This window comes from Allobosea massiliensis (assembly GCF_042655245.1).
Lineage (GTDB): Bacteria > Pseudomonadota > Alphaproteobacteria > Rhizobiales > Beijerinckiaceae > Allobosea > Allobosea massiliensis.
This window is the reverse complement of the sequence record NZ_JBHSLU010000008.1, coordinates 39,497-58,481: the sequence shown is the minus strand read 5'-3', so window position 1 is coordinate 58,481 and position 18,985 is coordinate 39,497. Positions and strand designations below refer to the sequence as shown.

Annotated in this window: 20 protein-coding genes; 2 read left to right on the top strand and 18 right to left on the bottom strand. The window is 66.9% G+C overall.

Annotated elements, in window-relative coordinates; all coding sequences use genetic code 11:
* Positions 1-8: 8 nt before the first annotated feature.
* The 16 genes from ACFPN9_RS05530 to ACFPN9_RS05455 all read right to left on the bottom strand — a co-directional run bounded on the left by ACFPN9_RS05530 (position 9) and on the right by ACFPN9_RS05455 (position 14,136).
* Positions 9-1,520 (bottom strand): NADH-quinone oxidoreductase subunit M, encoded by a 1,512-nt coding sequence (locus tag ACFPN9_RS05530; RefSeq protein ID WP_066716586.1) that lies wholly within the window; start codon positions 1,518-1,520, stop codon positions 9-11.
* A gap of 4 nt (positions 1,521-1,524) precedes the next feature.
* A complete protein-coding gene (gene nuoL, locus ACFPN9_RS05525; RefSeq protein ID WP_066716364.1) occupies positions 1,525-3,570 on the bottom strand; it encodes an NADH-quinone oxidoreductase subunit L in 2,046 nt (681 codons plus the stop codon).
* Positions 3,571-3,594: 24 nt separating this feature from the next.
* Positions 3,595-3,903: an NADH-quinone oxidoreductase subunit NuoK gene (gene nuoK, locus ACFPN9_RS05520; protein ID WP_066716367.1), complete on the bottom strand. Its 309-nt coding sequence runs from the start codon at positions 3,901-3,903 to the stop codon at positions 3,595-3,597.
* Positions 3,900-4,523, bottom strand: a complete 624-nt coding sequence (locus tag ACFPN9_RS05515; protein WP_066716370.1) for an NADH-quinone oxidoreductase subunit J — start codon at positions 4,521-4,523, stop codon at positions 3,900-3,902. The genes nuoK and ACFPN9_RS05515 overlap by 4 nt, the downstream gene beginning before the upstream one ends.
* A 131-nt stretch (positions 4,524-4,654) precedes the next feature.
* Positions 4,655-5,143 carry an NADH-quinone oxidoreductase subunit NuoI gene (nuoI, locus tag ACFPN9_RS05510; RefSeq protein ID WP_066716373.1) on the bottom strand — a complete coding sequence of 163 codons (489 nt, stop codon included), beginning with the start codon at positions 5,141-5,143 and terminating at the stop codon, positions 4,655-4,657.
* Between the two features lie 18 nt (positions 5,144-5,161).
* On the bottom strand, positions 5,162-5,392 hold the full coding sequence (locus tag ACFPN9_RS05505) for a hypothetical protein (RefSeq protein WP_066716381.1): 231 nt from the start codon (positions 5,390-5,392) through the stop codon (positions 5,162-5,164).
* A gap of 2 nt (positions 5,393-5,394) precedes the next feature.
* On the bottom strand, positions 5,395-5,604 hold the full coding sequence (locus tag ACFPN9_RS05500; RefSeq protein WP_066716384.1) for a hypothetical protein: 210 nt from the start codon (positions 5,602-5,604) through the stop codon (positions 5,395-5,397).
* Positions 5,604-6,623 carry an NADH-quinone oxidoreductase subunit NuoH gene (nuoH, locus tag ACFPN9_RS05495; RefSeq protein ID WP_066716386.1) on the bottom strand — a complete coding sequence of 340 codons (1,020 nt, stop codon included), beginning with the start codon at positions 6,621-6,623 and terminating at the stop codon, positions 5,604-5,606. The genes ACFPN9_RS05500 and nuoH overlap by 1 nt, the downstream gene beginning before the upstream one ends.
* A gap of 6 nt (positions 6,624-6,629) precedes the next feature.
* Entirely contained in the window at positions 6,630-8,693 is a 2,064-nt protein-coding gene (nuoG, locus tag ACFPN9_RS05490) for an NADH-quinone oxidoreductase subunit NuoG (RefSeq protein WP_066716388.1), read from the bottom strand.
* An 11-nt stretch (positions 8,694-8,704) separates the two neighbouring features.
* Positions 8,705-8,935, bottom strand: a complete 231-nt coding sequence (locus ACFPN9_RS05485) for a hypothetical protein (RefSeq protein WP_066716589.1) — start codon at positions 8,933-8,935, stop codon at positions 8,705-8,707.
* Between the two features lie 5 nt (positions 8,936-8,940).
* Positions 8,941-10,245 (bottom strand): NADH-quinone oxidoreductase subunit NuoF, encoded by a 1,305-nt coding sequence (nuoF, locus tag ACFPN9_RS05480; RefSeq protein WP_066716391.1) that lies wholly within the window; start codon positions 10,243-10,245, stop codon positions 8,941-8,943.
* 10 nt (positions 10,246-10,255) lie between these two features.
* Entirely contained in the window at positions 10,256-11,185 is a 930-nt protein-coding gene (gene nuoE, locus ACFPN9_RS05475; RefSeq protein ID WP_066716394.1) for an NADH-quinone oxidoreductase subunit NuoE, read from the bottom strand.
* A complete protein-coding gene (locus ACFPN9_RS05470) occupies positions 11,185-12,375 on the bottom strand; it encodes an NADH-quinone oxidoreductase subunit D (RefSeq protein WP_066716400.1) in 1,191 nt (396 codons plus the stop codon). Before ACFPN9_RS05470 ends, nuoE begins: the two co-directional genes overlap by 1 nt.
* A gap of 12 nt (positions 12,376-12,387) precedes the next feature.
* On the bottom strand, positions 12,388-12,993 hold the full coding sequence (locus tag ACFPN9_RS05465) for an NADH-quinone oxidoreductase subunit C (protein WP_066716591.1): 606 nt from the start codon (positions 12,991-12,993) through the stop codon (positions 12,388-12,390).
* 128 nt (positions 12,994-13,121) lie between these two features.
* Entirely contained in the window at positions 13,122-13,700 is a 579-nt protein-coding gene (locus ACFPN9_RS05460; protein ID WP_377815898.1) for a NuoB/complex I 20 kDa subunit family protein, read from the bottom strand.
* A gap of 70 nt (positions 13,701-13,770) precedes the next feature.
* Complete coding sequence (locus ACFPN9_RS05455; RefSeq protein WP_156446405.1) at positions 13,771-14,136, bottom strand: NADH-quinone oxidoreductase subunit A; 366 nt, start codon at positions 14,134-14,136, stop codon at positions 13,771-13,773.
* A gap of 297 nt (positions 14,137-14,433) precedes the next feature.
* Between ACFPN9_RS05455 and ACFPN9_RS05450 the strand changes: the two genes are divergently transcribed.
* Positions 14,434-14,748 carry an HdeA/HdeB family chaperone gene (locus ACFPN9_RS05450; RefSeq protein ID WP_066716408.1) on the top strand — a complete coding sequence of 105 codons (315 nt, stop codon included), beginning with the start codon at positions 14,434-14,436 and terminating at the stop codon, positions 14,746-14,748.
* Between the two features lie 5 nt (positions 14,749-14,753).
* Positions 14,754-15,380 carry a YcbK family protein gene (locus ACFPN9_RS05445; RefSeq protein ID WP_377815839.1) on the top strand — a complete coding sequence of 209 codons (627 nt, stop codon included), beginning with the start codon at positions 14,754-14,756 and terminating at the stop codon, positions 15,378-15,380.
* Between the two features lie 3 nt (positions 15,381-15,383).
* Here the strand turns inward: ACFPN9_RS05445 and ACFPN9_RS05440 are convergent, their stop codons facing one another.
* Together ACFPN9_RS05440 and ACFPN9_RS05435 are read right to left on the bottom strand one after the other, a co-directional pair.
* Positions 15,384-16,154, bottom strand: a complete 771-nt coding sequence (locus ACFPN9_RS05440) for a molybdate ABC transporter substrate-binding protein (protein ID WP_066716413.1) — start codon at positions 16,152-16,154, stop codon at positions 15,384-15,386.
* 140 nt (positions 16,155-16,294) lie between these two features.
* Positions 16,295-18,943, bottom strand: a complete 2,649-nt coding sequence (locus ACFPN9_RS05435; RefSeq protein ID WP_377815837.1) for an ATP-binding protein — start codon at positions 18,941-18,943, stop codon at positions 16,295-16,297.
* Positions 18,944-18,985: the final 42 nt, after the last annotated feature.

The window sequence follows — 18,985 nt, the reverse complement described above, 5'->3', positions numbered from 1 at the left end:
GCGAGACCTTACTGAACGACCAGCATCGCCGTTTTCGCGGCGGTGAGAGCGGCCTGATAATTCTTGATGAGCGCTTCGGTCGGCGCGGCGAAGGCGTCCAGGATCGTGCCCGGGCGGATGCCGTACCAGACGGTCAGCAGGACGAGCGGGACCAGGATCGCCATCTCGCGGCGATCGAGATCGGCGATGTCCTTCAGCTCGGGCTTGACCAGTTCGCCGAAGACGACGCGGCGATAAAGCCAGAGCGCATAGGCGGCCGAGAGGATGACGCCCGAGCAGGCGATGAAGGCGACCCAGGGGTTGGCGCGGAAGGCGCCCATCAGCGTCAGGAACTCGCCGACGAAGCCGGCCGTGCCCGGGAGGCCGACATTGGCCATGGTGAAGACCATGAAGATGACGGCGTAGACCGGCATTCGGTTCACCAATCCACCATAGGCCGCGATCTCGCGGGTGTGCATGCGGTCATAGATCACGCCGACGCAGAGGAAGAGCGCGCCGGAGACCAGGCCATGGCTGACCATCTGGAACATCGCGCCCTGGATGCCCTGCGGCGTCAGGGTGAAGAGGCCCATGGTGACGAAGCCCATATGCGCCACCGAGGAGTAGGCGATGAGCTTCTTGATGTCCTCCTGCATCAGCGCCACCAGCGAGGTGTAAACGATGGCGATGACCGACAGCGCGAAGACGAAGGAGGCGAAATAGGCCGAGGCCTCCGGGAACATCGGGATGGAGAAGCGGATGAAGCCGTAGCCGCCCATCTTCAGCATGATCGCGGCAAGCACGACGGAGCCGGCGGTCGGCGCCTCCACGTGGGCGTCGGGCAGCCAGGTGTGGACCGGCCACATCGGCATCTTCACCGCGAAGGAGGCGAAGAAGGCCAGCCAGAGCCAGGTCTGCATGCCGGCCGGGAACTTGTGCGCCAGCAGCGTCGGGATGTCGGTGGTGCCAGCGTTCCAGTACATCGCCATCAGCGCCAGCAGCAGCAGCACCGAGCCCAGCAGCGTGTAGAGGAAGAACTTGTAGGAGGCGTAGACGCGCCGCTTGCCGCCCCAGATGCCGATGATCAGGAACATCGGGATCAGGCCGCCCTCGAAGAAGAGGTAGAACAGCACGAGGTCGAGCGCCACGAAGACGCCGATCATCAGCGTCTCGAGGATCAGGAACGCGACCATGTATTCGCGCACCCGCTTCGTGATCGCATGCCAGGACGCCAGGATGCAGAACGGCATCAGGAAGGCGGTCAGCACCACGAAAGGGAAGGAGAAACCGTCGACGCCGAGCTTGAACTGGATGGCGTCGGAGACCCAGGCATGGGTCTCGACCATCTGGAAGCCGGGATTGGCGGGGTCGAACTTCGCCCAGGCGACGCAGGCCAGGACGAAGGTCGCGACCGTGGCGGCGAGCGCGGCATAGCGCGCATTGGACTCGACCGAGGCCTGGTCGCCACGCTGCGCCAGGATGAAGGCCGCGCCGACCAGCGGCAGGACGAGAAGACCGGTGAGGATTCCGAAACCGAACATCATCTCACCCGCGCGCCACGAGATACCAGGTCACCAGGCCCGCGACGCCCATGAGCATGGCGAAGGCATAGTGGTAGAGATAGCCGGTCTGCAGCCGCACGACCCGGTTGGTGACGTCGACGACGCGGGCGGAGATGCCGTCCGGGCCCATGCCGTCGATGACGAAGCCGTCGCCCTTCTTCCAGAGAAATTTCCCGATCCACATCGCCGGCTTCACGAACAGGAAGTCGTAGATCTCGTCGAAATACCACTTGTTGAGCAGGAAGCGGTACAGGACCGGATTGGCGGCGGCGAGCTTGCCCGGCACGTCAGGCCGGCGGACATACATGTACCACGCCAGCGCCAGGCCGATCAGCATGGCGACGAAGGGCGACCAGATCACCCATTTCGGCACCTCGTGCATCTCGTGCAGGATGTGGTTGTCCTTGCCCGTGAAGAGCGCGGCTTTCCAGAAGTGCTCGTAGTCGTGGCCGATGAACGCCTCCTTGAAGGCCCATCCGGCGCCCAGCGCGCCGAGCGAGAGCACGGCGAGCGGAATCAGCATCACCAGCGGGCTCTCATGCGGCTTGTGGTCATGGCCATGGCCGTGGTGGTCGTCATGCGCATGAGCGGCATGGGCGTGGGCGTGATCGTCGTGACCATGGGCGGCGTGAGCCTGATCAGCATGACCATGCGCGTCGTGGCCGTGGCCGGCCCAGCGCGGCTTGCCCTCGAAGGTCATGAAGTAGAGCCGCCAGGAGTAGAAGGAGGTGAAGCAGGCGGCGACGACCAGCAGCACGAAGGCGTAAGACGCCGCGAAGCCCTTATGCGCCACGGCGGCATAGGCGCTCTCGATGATCGCGTCCTTGGAGAAGTAGCCGGCGAGCAGCGGGAAGCCGGTCAGCGCCAGCGTGCCGATCGTCATGGCGGCGGCCGTCAGCGGGATGTGCTTCCGCAGTCCCCCCATGTTCCGCATGTCCTGCTCGTGATGCATCGCGTGGATGACCGAGCCGGCGCCGAGGAACAGCAGCGCCTTGAAGAAGGCGTGGGTGAAGAGGTGGAAGACGCCGGCCGAATAGGCGCCGACGCCCAGCGCGACGAACATGTAGCCGAGCTGCGAGCAGGTCGAATAGGCGATGACGCGCTTGATGTCGTTCTGAACGAGGCCGACCGTGGCGGCGAAGAAGGCGGTCGTCGCGCCGACGACGATGACGACGGTGAGCGCCACAGGTGCGTATTCGAAGATCGGCGACAGGCGCGCCACCATGAAAACGCCGGCGGTGACCATGGTCGCCGCATGGATCAGGGCCGAGACCGGGGTCGGGCCCTCCATCGCGTCCGGCAGCCAGGTGTGCAGCAGGAACTGGGCCGACTTGCCCATCGCGCCCATGAACAGCAGCAGCGCAGTCAGCGTCAGCGCGTTCCAGTCATAGCCGAGGAAGCGGAAGCTCTTCTCGGTCAGGCCGGCGATCTGCGGGAAGATGGTGTCGAAGGCGACCGAGCCGGTCAGCACGAAGACCAGGAAGATGCCGAGCAGGAAGCCGAAATCGCCGACGCGGTTGACGATGAAGGCCTTCATGGCGGCGGCGCAGGCGGAGGGCTTCTGGTACCAGAAGCCGATCAGCAGATAGGAGGCGAGGCCGACGCCCTCCCAGCCGAAGAACATCTGCAGCAGGTTGTCCGCCGTCACCAGCATCAGCATGGCGAAGGTGAAGAGCGAGAGATAGGCGAAGAAGCGCGGCCGGTGCGGATCCTCGTGCATGTACCCGATCGAGTACAGGTGCACGAGCGAGGAGACGGTGTTCACGACGACCAGCATCACCACGGTCAGCGTGTCGATGCGGAAGGCCCAGTCCACCTGCAGCCCGCCCGAGGACATCCAGGTCGCGACCTGGACGCGCGTGGTGCCCGAGCCGAAGCCGACATTGAAGAAGGCGATCCAGGACAGGACGGCCGAGACGACGAGCAGCGAGGTGGTGACGATTTCCGAGCCGCGCGCGCCGATCAGCCGGCCGAAGAGGCCGGCGATCAGGAAGCCGATCAGGGGGAGGAAGACGATCGCGTGATACATGGGGCGGATCCGGGCGCTGGCGCCTCAGCCTTTCATCATGTTGATGTCTTCCACCGCGATCGTGCCGCGGTTGCGGAAGTAGACGACGAGAATGGCGAGGCCGATCGCCGCCTCGGCCGCCGCCACCGTCAGGACCAGCAGCGCGAAGACCTGCCCGACGATGTCGTTCAGGAAGCTCGAGAAGGCGACGAAGTTCAGGTTGACCGAGAGCAGGATCAGCTCGACCGACATCAGGATGACGATGACGTTCTTCCGGTTCAGGAAGATGCCGAGCACGCCCAGCGTGAACAGGATCGCGCCGACAGCGAGATAGTGGCCAAGGCCGATCATCAGACGGTCTCCTCCGGCAGGGCCGCGCCCGGCTGCACCTTCTTGACGTCCATCGCGGTCGCCTTGGTGCGGGCGTTCTGCTGCACGATGTCCTGGCGCTTGATGCCGACGCGCTCGCGCAGGGTCAGCACGATCGCGCCGATCATCGCGACGAGCAGGACGAGGCCCGCCGCCTGGAAGTAGTAGACATATTGCGTGTAGAGTACCCGCCCGAGCGCCTCGGTGTTGGTGATGCCGGATGGGATCGCTGCGACGGGCGCGCGCACGATCTGCGGGTCGATCACCCAGGCGCCGACCACAAGGAGCAGCTCGACCGCGAAGACGAGGCCGATCAGCGCCCCGATCGGCAGATAGTTCAGGAAGCCCTGGCGGAACTCGGCGAAATCGACGTCGAGCATCATCACGACGAAGAGGAACAGCACCGCCACCGCGCCGACATAGACGACGATCAGCAGCATCGCCAAAAACTCGGCGCCCAGCAGCAGGAAGAGCCCCGCCGCGTTGACGAAGGCGAGGATCAGGTAGAGCACCGAATGGACGGGGTTGCGCGAGGCCACCACCATGAACGCCGAGGCGACGGTGACACCTGCGAAGAGATAGAAGAAGGCCGCTGCGGCATTCATCTCGGTCAGCCTTTCCGCCCCTGCCGGCGGCTCTCGTGTTCCGTGCCGCCCGACTCTCGCCGGGCGTCGTTTGGAGCGTCTATAGTCAGGCCCACCGGCTGCGACAACCGCGCCCTGAGCCTGCCGGACCCTCAGCGATAGGGAGCGTCCATCGCGATGTTGCGCGCGATCTCGCGCTCCCAGCGGGCGCCGTTCGCGAGCAGCCGGTCCTTGTCGTAGAACAGTTCCTCGCGGGTCTCGGTGGCGAACTCGAAATTCGGCCCCTCGACGATCGCATCGACCGGGCAGGCCTCCTGGCAGAAGCCGCAATAGATGCACTTCGTCATGTCGATGTCGTAGCGCGTGGTGCGGCGCGTGCCGTCGTTGCGACGCGGGCCGGCCTCGATGGTGATGGCCTGCGCCGGGCAGATCGCCTCGCAGAGCTTGCAGGCGATGCAGCGTTCCTCGCCGTTCGGATAACGGCGCAGCGCATGCTCGCCGCGGAAGCGGGGGCTCTGCGGGTTCTTCTCGAAGGGGTAGTTGATGGTCGCCTTCGGCTTGAAGAAATAGCGCATCGACAGCGCGAACGCGCCGACGAACTCCTTCAGCAGCAGGCCCTTGGCGGCTTGTGCGAGCGACATCGCCTTCGTCCTTCCCTCTCAGCCGAACAGCGTCCGGCCGATCACATAACCCAGCACCGGCGTGACACCGATCATCAGAACGGCCAGCGCCAGCTTCAGCACGCGGATGCGGCGCTCGTAGTCGTCGCGTTCCGCCTGCGTCGTCGAACGATCGGTCCGGCGCAGCGCCGCGATGACGACGCCCGACACGATCCTGTATTCCAGCAGCCCCAACGCGAAGCCGAGGACGGCTCCGATCGCGCCCGCCATGCTCATCCCGGCACCAGCCCCAGCCATTGCACGGCGCGGCTCCCGAGGAGGCCCCCGAGAAAGACCGCGAAGATCCACCCGTTCCAGGCGAAGTCGAACATCGCGTCGACTGCACCGAACCACTGACCGCGCCAAGCGAAGTAGCACCCCGCGAAGAACAGCCCGCCGCCCGCCACCATCCCGGCCACCCCGCCGAGGACGGACGCAACCATCAGCGCGCCGGGCCCCAGCCCGTCAGCTGCAGCACGAAGGCGACCACCACCACGGAGACCAGCGAGAGCGGGAGGAAGACCTTCCAACCCAGCCGCATCAGCTGGTCGTAGCGGTAGCGCGGCACGAAGGCCTTCACCATCGCGAACATGAAGAAGACCAGGCAGACCTTGAGCGCGAACCAGAACACGCCCGGCAGCCAGGTGAAGGGCGCGATCGGGAACGGCGGCAGCCAGCCGCCGAGGAACAGGATCGTGGTCAGCGCGCACATGGTCATGATCGCCACGTATTCGCCGAGCATGAACAGCAGATACGGGGTCGAGGAGTACTCGACCATATAGCCCGCGACGAGCTCCGACTCCGCCTCCGGCAGATCGAAGGGCGGGCGGTTCGTCTCGGCCAGCGCCGAGATGAAGAAGATCACGAACATCGGGAAGAGCGGCAGCCAGTACCAGCCCAGCAGGCCGGCCTTGGTGTTCTGCGCCTCGACGATGGCGGTGAGGTTCAGCGAGCCGACGCAGAGCAGCACGGTGATGATGACGAAGCCGATCGAGACCTCGTAGGAGACCATCTGCGCGGCCGAGCGCAGCGCGCCCATGAAGGGGTATTTCGAGTTCGACGCCCAGCCCGCCATGATGACGCCGTAGACGCCGAGCGAGGAGATGGCGAGGATGTAGAGGATGCCGACATTGATGTCGGCGATCGCCCAACCCGGCGCGACCGGGATCACCGCCCAGGCGCCGAGCGCCAACAGGCAGGAGACGAAGGGCGCCAGGATGAAGACGCCCTTGTTCGAGCCCGACGGAATGATCGGCTCCTTGAAGGCGAACTTCAGCAGGTCGGCGAAGCTCTGGAACAGGCCGAAGGGGCCGACCACGTTGGGGCCGCGCCGCAGTTGCACCGCCGCCCAGATCTTGCGGTCCGCCAGCAGGATGTAGGCGATGAAGACGAGCAGGCAGACCAGCAGTAGCAGGCTCTTGCCCAGCATGATCGCGAGATCGAGAACGAGGTCCCAGTTCATGGCCGGTTACTCCGCCGCCTGCCGAAGCCGGCCCGAGGCCAGCGCCGAGCATTCGGCCATCACGGCGGAAGCGCGCGCGATCGGGTTGGTCTGGTAGAAATCCGCGACGGGCGAGGCGAAGCCCGCCTTGTCGAGCTTGCCGCCGAGCCCGGCGAGAGAAGCCAAGCCGCTGGCATCCGTCGTCTGCAGCGTGTCGAGCGCGGCGAAATGCGGGTGCGCCGCATAGAGCGCCTGGCGCAGCCCGGCCAGCGAGTCGAAGGGCAGCGTCTTCCCGAGCGCGGCCGAGAGCGCCCGCAGCACCGCCCAATCCTCGCGGGCATCGCCCGGCGGGAAGGTGGCGCGCGCGGTCATCTGCACGCGCCCTTCGGTGTTCACATAGGTCGCCGACTTCTCGGTGTAGGCGGCGCCGGGCAGGATGACGTCGGCGCGGTGGGCGCCGCGGTCGCCATGGGTGCCCTGGTAGACCACGAAGGCGCCTGCCGGCACCTCGACCTCGTCGGCGCCGAGCAGGAACAGCACATTGAGCGCGCCGGGCGCGAGCATGCCGGCGACGTCGAGACCGCCTTCGCCCGGCACGAAGCCGAGATCGAGCGCGCCGACGCGGGCGGCGGCGGTGTGCAACACGCCGAAGCCGTTCCAGCCTTCGCTCACGGCGCCGAGCGACTGGGCGGCCTTCGCCGCCAGCGCCAGCACGGCCTCGCCGTCGGCGCGGGCGAGAGCGCCCTGCCCGATCAGCACCATCGGCCGCTCGCCCGCCTTCTCCGCCTTGCCGGCGAGATCGGCCAGCGTGTCGGTGCCGGCGCCGAGGTAATCATAGTCATAGGTCAGGTCGGCCTGCTCGCCGATGAGCTGGATCTTGAAATCGCCGCGCAGCCAGCGCTTGCGGATGCGGGCGTTCAGGATCGGCGCCTCGCGGCGCGGATTGGCGCCGATGATCAGCAGCGAGGTCGCCTCCTCGATGCCTGCGATGCCAGCATTGAGAACGTAGCTGGCGCGGCCGAACTTCGGATGCAGCCTGGTGCCGTCCTGGCGGGCATCGAGATTGGGCGAGCCGAGCGAGCCGATCAGGCTCTGCAGCGCGAACAGCTCCTCCACCGCCGCGAGATCGCCGGCAATGGCGCCGATCTTCTCAGGCTTCGCCGCCTTCACCTTGCCGGCGATCAGCGCGAAGGCCTCGTTCCACGAGGCCGGGCGGAGCGCGCCGTTCTCGCGGATATAGGGCCGGTCGAGACGCTGCGTGCGCAGCCCGTCGACGATGTGGCGGGTCTTGTCGGAGATCCACTCCTCGTTCACCGCCTCGTTGAGGCGGGGCAGGATGCGCATGACCTCCTTGCCGCGGGAATCGACGCGGATGGCCGAGCCGACCGCGTCCATCACGTCGATGGACTGGGTCTTGGACAGCTCCCAGGGCCGGGCCTTGTTCTGGTAGGGCTTCGAGGTCAGCGCGCCGACCGGGCAGAGATCGACGACATTGCCCTGCAGCTCCGAGCTCATCGCCTGCTCGAGATAGGTGGTGATCTCCATATCCTCGCCGCGCCCGATGGCGCCGAGATCGGAACCGCCCGCGACCTCCGTGGTGAAGCGGACGCAGCGCGTGCACTGGATGCAGCGCGTCATCGAGGTCTTGACCAGCGGGCCGATATACTTGTCCTCGACGGCGCGCTTGTTCTCGGCATAGCGCGAGGTGTCGACGCCATAGGCCATCGCCTGGTCCTGCAGGTCGCACTCGCCGCCCTGGTCGCAGATCGGGCAATCCAGCGGGTGGTTGATGAGGAGGAACTCCATCACCCCCTCGCGCGCCTTCTTGACCATCGGCGACTTGGTCGAGACGACCGGCGGCTCGCCATTCGGGCCGGGGCGCAGATCGCGCACGCCGATGGCGCATGAGGCCTGGGGCTTGGGCGGGCCGCCCTTCACCTCGACGAGGCACATGCGGCAATTGCCGGCGATCGAGAGCCGCTCATGGAAGCAGAAGCGCGGCACCTCCGCACCCGCCGCCTCGCAGGCCTGCAGGACCGTGTATTCGGCGGGTACGTCGACCTCGATGCCGTCGATGATGAGTTTGGTCATCGTATTTTCTCTCAGTGCGGCATGTCGACCAAATCGAACCTGCGCTCGATCCGGTCCAGCCGCGCTTCAACCCCGTCGATACGCCGATTCACGCCGGCGATCGACAATTCGACCTTCGCCAAGCCTTCTTCGACGTTCGTCATGCGAACCTTGAGATCCCGGACATCGTCGATGACACGGTCCAGCTTCGCGTCCATGCGCCGAAGCATCACCAGCACGATGTTGTCGGGCTCTTCGCTCATCGTCGTCACTCCGCCGCCATCATGCGCACGGGCTCGCTGTGCGGGTTGGCGGCATAGTCGTCGATGCGCTGCTCGATCTCGTGACGGAAATGCGCGATCAGGCCCTGGATCGGCCAGGCGGCGGCATCGCCGAGCGCGCAGATCGTGTGTCCCTCGATCTGCTTGGTGACGTCGAGCAGCATGTCGATCTCGCGCTTCTGGGCGCGGCCCTCGGCCATGCGCTCCATGACGCGCCACATCCAGCCCGTGCCCTCGCGGCAGGGCGTGCACTGGCCGCAGCTCTCATGCTTGTAGAAATGGCTGATGCGGGCGATGGCGCGGACGATATCGGTCGACTTGTCCATGACGATCACGGCCGCCGTACCGAGGCCCGACTTCAGCTTCGACAGCGAGTCGAAATCCATCGGCGTGTCGATGATCTGCTCGGCCGGGACCATGCGCACCGAGGAGCCGCCCGGGATGACCGCCTTGAGGTTGTCCCAGCCGCCGCGAATGCCGCCGCAATGCCGGTCGATCAGCTCGCGGAAGGTGATGCCCATCACCTCTTCCACATTGCACGGCTTGTTCACATGGCCAGAGACGCAGAATAGCTTGGTGCCGACATTGTTGGGGTTGCCCAGCGCCGAGAACCAGGCCGCGCCGCGGCGCAGGATGGTCGGTGCCACCGCGATCGACTCGACGTTGTTCACCGTGGTCGGGCAGCCATACAAGCCGACATTGGCCGGGAATGGCGGCTTCATCCGCGGCATGCCCTTCTTGCCCTCGAGGCTTTCGAGCAGGGCCGTCTCCTCGCCGCAGATATAGGCGCCGGCGCCGTGATGTACGTAGAGATCGAAGGGATAGCCGTGGACGTTGTCCTTGCCGATCAGCTTCGCCTCATAGGCCTCGTCGACGGCGCGCTGCAGCGCCTCGCGCTCGCGGATATATTCGCCGCGGATATAGATGTAGGCCGCATGGGCACCCATGGCGAAGGAGGCGATCAGGCAGCCCTCGACCAGCGTATGCGGGTCGTTGCGCATGATCTCGCGGTCCTTGCAGGTGCCGGGCTCCGACTCGTCGGCATTGACGACGAGGTAATGCGGCCGCCCGTCGTTCTGCTTGGGCATGAAGGACCATTTCAGCCCGGTCGGGAAGCCGGCGCCGCCGCGCCCGCGCAGGCCCGACTTCTTCATCTCGTCGATGATCCAGTCGCGCCCCTGCTCCAGCAGGAACTTGGTGCCGTCCCAGGCGCCGCGCGCAATGGCGCCCTTCAGCGAGAGGTCGTGAAGGCCGTAGAGATTGGTGAAAATACGATCGCGATCGGCGAGCATCGTCCTGACCTCACTTCACCGGCTTGTCGGCGGGCGCGCCGGCGGATTTGGCCGACTCCGCGGCGGACTTCGCATCGACCTTGCCACCGGCGGCCGGGGTGTCGTTGGCGGCGCTCGTCGGCTGGCCCGGTTCGGACGGCTTCGGGCGGCCCGGCGCCGCGGTCTCCGTCGCCGGCTTTGTCGCCGCAGCCGGCGTCGCGTCGGTTTTGCTCGCTTCAGCCTTCTTGGCCTCCGCCTCGGCCGCGGCCTTGGCGGCGGCGGCTTCGGCGGCCGCCTTGCGCTGCTCGGTGACGCGCTTCTGCCAGTCGCCGGCGCCGATCACCGAGCCGTCATAGAGGGCCGGGTCCTTCAGCGTCTCGCCGCCGCCGACCGGCTCGGATCCGGAGCGGCCGATCTGCGAGCCCGTCTTGACCGGGCGGCCATGGCGCAGATCCTCGAGCAGCGCCTTGAAGTTCTCGGGCGTCAGATCCTCGTAATAGTCGAAATTGATCTGCGCCATCGGAGCGTTGCAGCAGGCGCCGAGGCACTCGACCTCGAGCCAGGAAAGCTTGCCGTCGGCGCTGACCGTCGATTGCGGACCGATCACGTCGAGGCAGACCTTCTTCAGCGCCTCCGCCCCGCGCAGCGCGCAGGGCGTGGTGCCGCAGAGCTGGACGAAATGCTCGCCGACCGGCTGCAGGTTGAACATGGTGTAGAAGGTCGCGACCTCCATCACCCGCATCGGCGCCATGCCCAGCTTGCGCGCGACCGCCTCGATCGCGGCCCGCGGCAGCCAGCCGTCATGCTGCTCCTGCGCCTTCCACAGCAGCGGGATCACGGCCGAGGCCTGACGCCCCTCCGGATATTTGGCGATCTGCTGGTCGGCCCAGTTCTCGTTCGCCGCGTCGAAGGCGAAGGAGGCGGGCTGGACGGCATCGGGGGCGAGACGACGGACGGACATCAGCGGTCAACTTCACCAAAGACGATATCGAGGGAGCCGAGGATCGCGGAAACGTCCGCCAGCATGTGCTTGCGGCACATGAAGTCCATTGCCTGGAGATGGGCGAAGCCCGGCGCCTTGATCTTGGCGCGGTAGGGCTTGTTGGTGCCGTCGGCGACGAGATAGACGCCGAACTCGCCCTTGGGCGCCTCGACGGCGGCGTATACCTCGCCCTCGGGGACCTTGAAGCCCTCGGTGTAGAGCTTGAAGTGATGGATCAGCGCTTCCATCGAGCGCTTCATCTCGCCGCGCTTGGGCGGCACCATCTTGCCGTCGAGCGCCGAGATCCGCCCGCCGCCATCGGCCGAGAGCAGCTTCTCGCAGCACTGCTTCATGATGCGCACCGACTGGCGCATCTCTTCCATGCGGATGCAGTAGCGATCGTAGCAGTCGCCGTTCTTGCCGATGGGGATGTCGAAATCCATCTCGGCATAGCACTCATAGGGCTGCGACTTGCGCAGGTCCCAGGCGGCGCCGGAGCCGCGCACCATCACGCCCGAAAAGCCCCATTTCCAGCAGGTCTCGAGATCGACGACGCCGATGTCGACATTGCGCTGCTTGAAGATGCGGTTGTCGGTCAGCAGACCCTCAAGGTCGTCGCAGGTCTGCAGGAACGGGTCGCACCACTCGGCGATGTCGTGGATCAGCGAGGGCGGCAGGTCCTGATGCACGCCGCCGGGCCGGAAATAGGCCGCATGCATGCGCGCGCCCGAGGCCCGCTCATAGAAGACCATCAGCTTCTCGCGCTCCTCGAAGCCCCAAAGCGGCGGCGTCAGCGCGCCGACGTCCATCGCCTGCGTGGTGACGTTGAGCAGATGGGAGAGGATGCGGCCGATCTCGGAATAGAGCACGCGGATGAGCTGGCCGCGGCGCGGGACCTCGACGCCCATCAGCTTCTCGACCGCCAGGCAGTAGGCATGCTCCTGGTTCATCGGCGCGACATAGTCGAGCCGGTCGAAATAGGGCATCGCCTGGAGATAGGTCTTCGCTTCGATCAGCTTCTCGGTGCCGCGATGCAGCAGGCCGATATGCGGATCGACGCGCTCGACGATCTCGCCGTCGAGTTCCAGCACGAGGCGCAGAACGCCATGGGCCGCCGGATGCTGCGGGCCGAAATTGATCGAGAAGTTCCGGATGTTGTGCTCGGTCATGTCCGGCTCCGATCAGACCGTTTTCGCCTTCTCGTCGCCCGGCAGGACGTAATCCGTCCCTTCCCAGGGCGAGAGGAAATCGAAGTTGCGGAATTCCTGGTTGAGCTTCACCGGCTCGTAGACGACGCGCTTCTGCTCGTCGTCGTAGCGGACCTCGACATAGCCGGTCAGCGGGAAGTCCTTGCGCAGCGGATAACCCTCGAAGCCATAGTCGGTGAGGATGCGGCGCAGATCCGGATGGCCCGAGAACAGGATGCCGTAGAAATCATAGGCCTCGCGCTCGTACCAGTTCGCGGCCGGGAAGACCTCGATGATCGACGGGACCGGCGTCGCCTCGTCGGTCTGCACCTTCACGCGGATGCGGCGGTTCGAATAGGGCGCCAGCAAATGGTAGACGATGTCGAAGCGCTTCTCGCGGCCGGGATAGTCGGCGCCGGCGATGTCGGTGAAATTGACGAAGCGGAAGCGGCGGTCGCCGCAGAGCGTCTTCATCACCTCGACGATCGAGGCCGCTTCGGCATGGATGGTCAGCTCGTCGAAGGCGACGACGGCCTCGGTGACCGCGCCCGGCAGCGCCGCCTTGATCTCTTCGCCGAGTTGTACGAGCGCTTCGCTCATCATCTCACCTTCGTTGACCCATCTGCGTCACGGTGGGGTCTGGCCCGACCGTCTCATGCAGGATTGGGCCCAATCCCTGTCCTGTCCGTCGCGAGCCGGCCGGGCGAGGCCCGACCGACGGATACGGCCTAGCGCTCGATCGTGCCCGTGCGCCGGATCTTCTTCTGCAGCAGTAGCACGCCGTAGAGCAGCGCCTCCGCCGTCGGCGGGCAGCCCGGCACATAGATATCGATCGGCACGATGCGGTCGCAGCCGCGCACCACCGAATAGCTGTAGTGGTAGTAGCCGCCGCCATTGGCGCAGGAGCCCATCGAGATGACGTAGCGCGGCTCGGGCATCTGGTCGTAGACCTTGCGCAGCGCCGGAGCCATCTTGTTGGTCAGCGTGCCGGCGACGATCATCACGTCCGACTGGCGCGGCGAGGCGCGCGGCGCGAAGCCGAAGCGCTCGACATCGTAGCGCGGCATCGAGAGCTGCATCATCTCGACCGCGCAGCAGGCAAGGCCGAAGGTCATCCACATCAGCGAGCCGGTGCGCGACCAGTTGATCAGGTCGTCGGTCGCGGTGACGAGGAAGCCCTTGTCGGCGAGTTCGCTGTTGATCGCCGTGAAGAAGGGGTCGCGCTGGCCGACCGGCAAGCCGTCCGGCCCGACGAGCCCCTTGGGCGCGGGCGCGACGAGCGGGTTCCCGCGGTCGATCGCTGTCATTGCCATTCTCGTATCCTCGTGAACCGTAACCGTCAGATATGCCTCGCGCTTTGCGCCTGCGAGGCGACAGTTAGTCCCACTCGAGCGCACCCTTGCGCCATTCGTAGACGAAGCCGACGGTCAACACGCCCAGGAAGACCATCATCGACCAGAAACCATACCAGCCGAGCTCGCCGAAAGCGACCGCCCAGGGGAAGAGGAAAGCGACTTCGAGGTCGAAGATGATGAACAGGATCGCCACCAGATAGAAGCGCACATCGAACTTCATGCGCGCATCGTCGAAGGCGTTGAAGCCGCACTCATAGGCCGAGAGCTTCTCGGGGTCCGGCTTCGAATAGGCGATCGCGAAGGGAGCGATCAGCAGCGCCAGGCCGATGAACGCCGAGACGCCGAGGAAGATCACCAGCGGCAGATAGTCGTTCAGCAGCGACGGCACCGGAAGAGCTTGCATGGACGATCCCGCCTCAAAACGGACGCGGCACCGCGCCGCCGCTGTCGATTAGACCTTGCTTTAGAATGAAGCAAGACTCTGCCGCGCTGCAGCATCGCGCAGCGGGGTTGAATACCGCGCAGGATGAACGATTTCTCTCGATCGCGCCGCGGCCTCCGGCGGCATCGCCCGAATTTCGCCGCAGAATGCCGGCTTCCCGCTAGCCGCACAGGACGCGACACGACACACTCGCGTCGAATCGACTCATCCGCGTTTCGCCGCGATGTCCCAGAAGAGGCACCCATGCCCGCGCATCTCCGGTCTCTGTTCGCCGCCCCGCTCCTCCTGGTCGCCGGGCTGCAGCTCGCGCAGGCTGAGGCGCTCGACCTGTCGCGGGCGAGCTGTGCCGATTTCGTCTCGATGAACGAGAACGACCGCACCCAGCTCTCGCTCTGGCTGGCGGGTTATTTCGCCGGGAGTGCGATGCGTCCGCTGCTGGACACCGACAAGGTGACAGCCGCGCCCGCCGCGCTGGCGGAACTCTGTGCCAAATCCCCGCAACTCGCCCTCGTCGGGGCCGAGACGCGCGCCGTCTTCATCCCGGCGCCGACGCCCTGATTTTCATGGCCCGACGCTTCCCGATCGCGCCGAGCCTGGCGCTGGCCCTGTCCTGCGCGCCGATTGGCACCGTCTTGGCGCAGCAGGAGGGGCAGATGATGCGCGCGCCGCTGCCGCCGCAACGTCCCTTCGATCTGGATCTTCTGGGCAGCCCGCCCTTGCCGCCGATCATCGTGCCGCCGGCTCCGGCTGCCGACGGCCCTCCCCCGGCCGCCAACGCTCCGCTGACCAGCGAGCCGGACGAGGATGAGGGGCCGGAATGGCCGCAACTCACGCCGGGACAGAAGGCTGGCGCCGAGCCCGCTTTCGACCCCAACGAAAAGCCGGAGCGTCCCGGCATCTCAACCGATCCCGGCACCTCGATCGCCTGCCTGCCGCCACGGCTGAAGACAATCCTGAACCAGATTTCCGACAAATACGGGGCGGTGAAGGTCACCTCGACCTGGCGCCCGCCCTGGCGGGCGCGGCGCGGCTCCTATCACAAGCGCTGCGAGGCGATGGACTTCCGCGTGCCGGGGGTCCGACCGCGCGCCGTCATCGAATGGGTCCGGACCCTGCCCGAGGTCGGCGGGCACAAGGTCTACTGGAACGGCATCCTGCATATCGACACGGGGCCGCGGCGCCCCTGGTGAGGCTCACTCCGGCGCGCGCTCCATGCCCTTCTCGGCCAAGATGCGCCGCGCGGCATCGCCCTGCAGGAAGGCGAGGAACGCCTTCGCCGGAGCCGAGCTGGCCGAGCCGGTGGCGAGACCGCCGGTGTAGACGGTGTAGTTCTGAATCTCGGCCGGCAGCGGCCCGACCAAGACGGCGCCGGGAACGGCGAGGATCTCGCTGATCTGGTGGATGGCGAGATCCGCCTCGCCGGTGACCAGCCGCTGGGCGACGAGTCCGCCCGGCACCAGCACGGCCTTGGCACGGATCGGCTCGGCGATGCCCATGGTCTCGAGCAGCTTCGAGAAGTAGATGCCGCTCGAGCCGCCGGCGGCCGGGTCGATATAGGCCACCTTGCGGGCTTCCAGCAGCGCCGTCTTGAAGGCAGCGACTGTGGCGATGTCGGGACGCGGCGCCCCCTCCTTCACCGCGACGCCGACAGAGGTCCGCGCCAGATTGACCGGGGTCCCCGCTGCCATCTTGCCGCTGGCCACCAGTTCGTTCACCGCGGCGGGCGTCAGCACCGCGACATCGAAGGCCTCGCCCCCGCCGATGCGGCGCAGCAGTCCGCCGGCCGTATCGTTGTCGATGACGAGCTTGTGGCCGGTGCTCTTCTCGAACTCCGGTGCGACGGCGGTCACGATCGGCTTGAAGGCCCCCGCCGTCAGGATCTTGATCTCGTGGGCCGAGGCCGGTGCGGAGAGACAGGACAGCAGGCCGGCGGCGGCCAGGACAATGGCTGAACGAAGACGCATGGTGAACTCCCCCGCCCGCGCGACCGGGCTCCCTCTGGTGGCGTCACGACTAGGGGCTGTCCGTGACCGCAGCAACGGGACAGATGCCACTGTTTCGCGGCCGCCGATCACAGGCTGGTGAGCTGGGGAGCGCAGCGTCCTCACGCAGCGCGGGCCATCGCCGCCGCGATCTCGCGATGGGTCTGCAGCAACAGGCCCGAGACCTCCGCGATCTGCTCCGCGCCCGGCGGTGTCTGGTCCTCGCGCGCCGCGCGCTCCATCTCGGCCGCAGACGCCGCCAGCCTTTTGGCACCGAGGTTCGCGCTCATCGATTTCAACGCATGGGCACAGGCTGCGATCCTGTCGACATCGCCGGCCCGCGTGGCTTCGGCCAGACGGTCCGCCTCCTCCAGCGACTTCACCCTGTAGAGCTCGGCGATGCGCTGAGCAGTCTCGATCGAGCCATTGGTCATGGCGATCAGATCCTGCAGCACCGACTCGTTCAGGCAGGGTGTCTCGTCGGGCGCCGCTTCGGACACAGCCTCCGGCGCGGGCCGGCCTTCCTCTCCCGCCGCGAAGGCCGAGAGAACCTCACCTAGTCGTGCAAGCGTGAAGGGCTTGTGGACCACGTCATCCATGCCGGCCTCGCGCCAGGCATCGGCCGCCGTGCCGACGACATGAGCGGTCAGGGCGACGATGGGCAAGCGGGCCCGCCCCGTCTCGGCCTCGCGGGTTCGGATGGCGCGGGCGGCCTCGAAACCGTCCAGGCCGGGCATGCTGCCGTCCATCAGCACGAGATCGAAGGCCTCGCGCTCCACCGCGGCGACGGCCTGCAGCCCGTCCTCGACGAAACGCGCCACGATGCCGAAGCGACGCAACGCGGCATCGGCGACCTCGCGGTTGACCTCGCTGTCGTCAGCGACGAGCACGCGCAGAGCCGGATAGTGCGGGGTCTCGCCCGCCACGGCGCGGCGGATCTCCGCACGCCGCAGCGGCGCGCCCTCGCGCAGCGCCGATAGCACCGCCCGGAGATCGCGCTGTTGAACCGGCCAGGTCAGCACCTCGTCCGCGCCCGCTTCGATCAGGGCGCTGGGATCCTGGGTCGCAGCTGCGACGACGAGGACCACCGCCGCCCTGCCCTTGGCCGCCGCAAGCCCCGCGGGCGAGGTCACGATCAGATCGAGGCCGGCGGCCGCGGGCTCGCCCGCCTCGTAGCCTCCCACGGCCAGCGCGCGCGCCAGCATGGCCGCCGTCTGGCCCTGTTCGAGCAGGATGGCCGCACTCCGGCGCTGACCGGAGAGCGCCGGCCGCTCGTTGAGCGCGGGGACAGCGGCGATCGGCAGTGCGAAGGAGAAGGTGCTGCCTTGTCCGAGTGTGCTGCGGACCTCGAGCGTTCCGCCCATGGCGGCGACGAGCTGGCGCGCGATGGAGAGCCCAAGCCCCGTGCCGCCATGGGTGCGGGTGGTCGACTGGTCGGCCTGGGAGAAGGATTCGAAGATCGTGCCGAGCTTGTCAGCCGGGATGCCGATGCCGGTGTCGGTGACCGAGAAGCGAAGCGCCCCCTCGCCTTCCCGCGTCAGCGCCACGGTGACGCCGCCCGCCTCCGTGAATTTGAGTGCATTGTTGACGAGATTTCCCAGCACCTGGCCGAGGCGCACGGGATCGGCCGTGATCGTCAGACCTGGCGGCGTCTCGAACAGGCCGCAGAGGTCGAGTCCCTTGGACAGGGCGCGATCGCCGAAGAGCTGGAGTACCGCGTCCACCGATTCCTCGGGGTCGATCTCGAGCGTCTCGACCTCGAGCTTGCCAGCCTCGATCTTCGAAATGTCGAGAATGTCGTTGATGATCGCGAGCAGGCTGGTGCCGGAGCGCGCGATGACCTCCGCCTGGCGGCGGGCGCGCTGCGGCAGCTCGCCGGCGGCCAGTAGCTCGGCCATCACGAGGATGCCGTTCATCGGCGTGCGGATCTCGTGGCTCATCGTCGCCAGGAAGTCGGACTTCGCCTGGTTCGCGCGGTCGGCCGAGAGCGCGGCGCGCTGATAGTCGGCGGTGCGGTCGGCGACCTCGCGTTCCAGCCGGTTGCGGTGGTCGGCAAGCCTCTGGTCGCGCTCGCGGATGTCACCGAGCATGCTGTTGAAGCTGTCGACCAGGATGCCGATCTCGTCGCGGGGCCCGGCCGGCAGCGTCACCGTGTAGTCGTGCTCCCGGCGCACGCGCATCATGGTCTGCGTCAGCACGCCGAGGGGACCCGTGATGCGTCCCTGCAGGCGCAGCGCCAGCGCAATCGCGACCAGCGTCGCCACCGCGCCCGTCAGCAGCGTCTCCTCGACAGCGCGGCGGATCAGCGCCGGCAGGTCGCGCGTGTCGGCGATGACCCGCAGGCTGCCGACCGCGGCGCCGCCATGAATGACCGGCACGACGGCCTCCATCGAGCGGCTGCGGAGGATCGCCGAAAGCGACCAGCGCGTCTGCGGCCCGTCCACGACGAGATCGCCCGCGAGTTGCTCGGTCGCGCCGATCTCGGCCAAAGCGCGACCGTCGCTGGTCTCGATGCCGGCATAGGTGATGCCCTTCAGGCGCGAAATCGCGTTGATCGCCTCTTGAGCTGCTGCGGAATCGTGGTCGGCCGTGGGACGGGCAGCGGCGGCGGCGATGGCGAAGCCGGTGTCGAGCACGGCGTCGCGCCGCGAGACACCATAGCTCTCAGTCTCGCGCCACACCGAGACGGCCACGAGCACCCCGCTCGCCAGCAGCGTCGAAGCCACGACGAGGAGGATCAGGCGGGTACGGATCGACAGCTGAAGACGCATGCGCATGCCTGACGATAGGCCGCCCATGCTTTCCCAATTCCA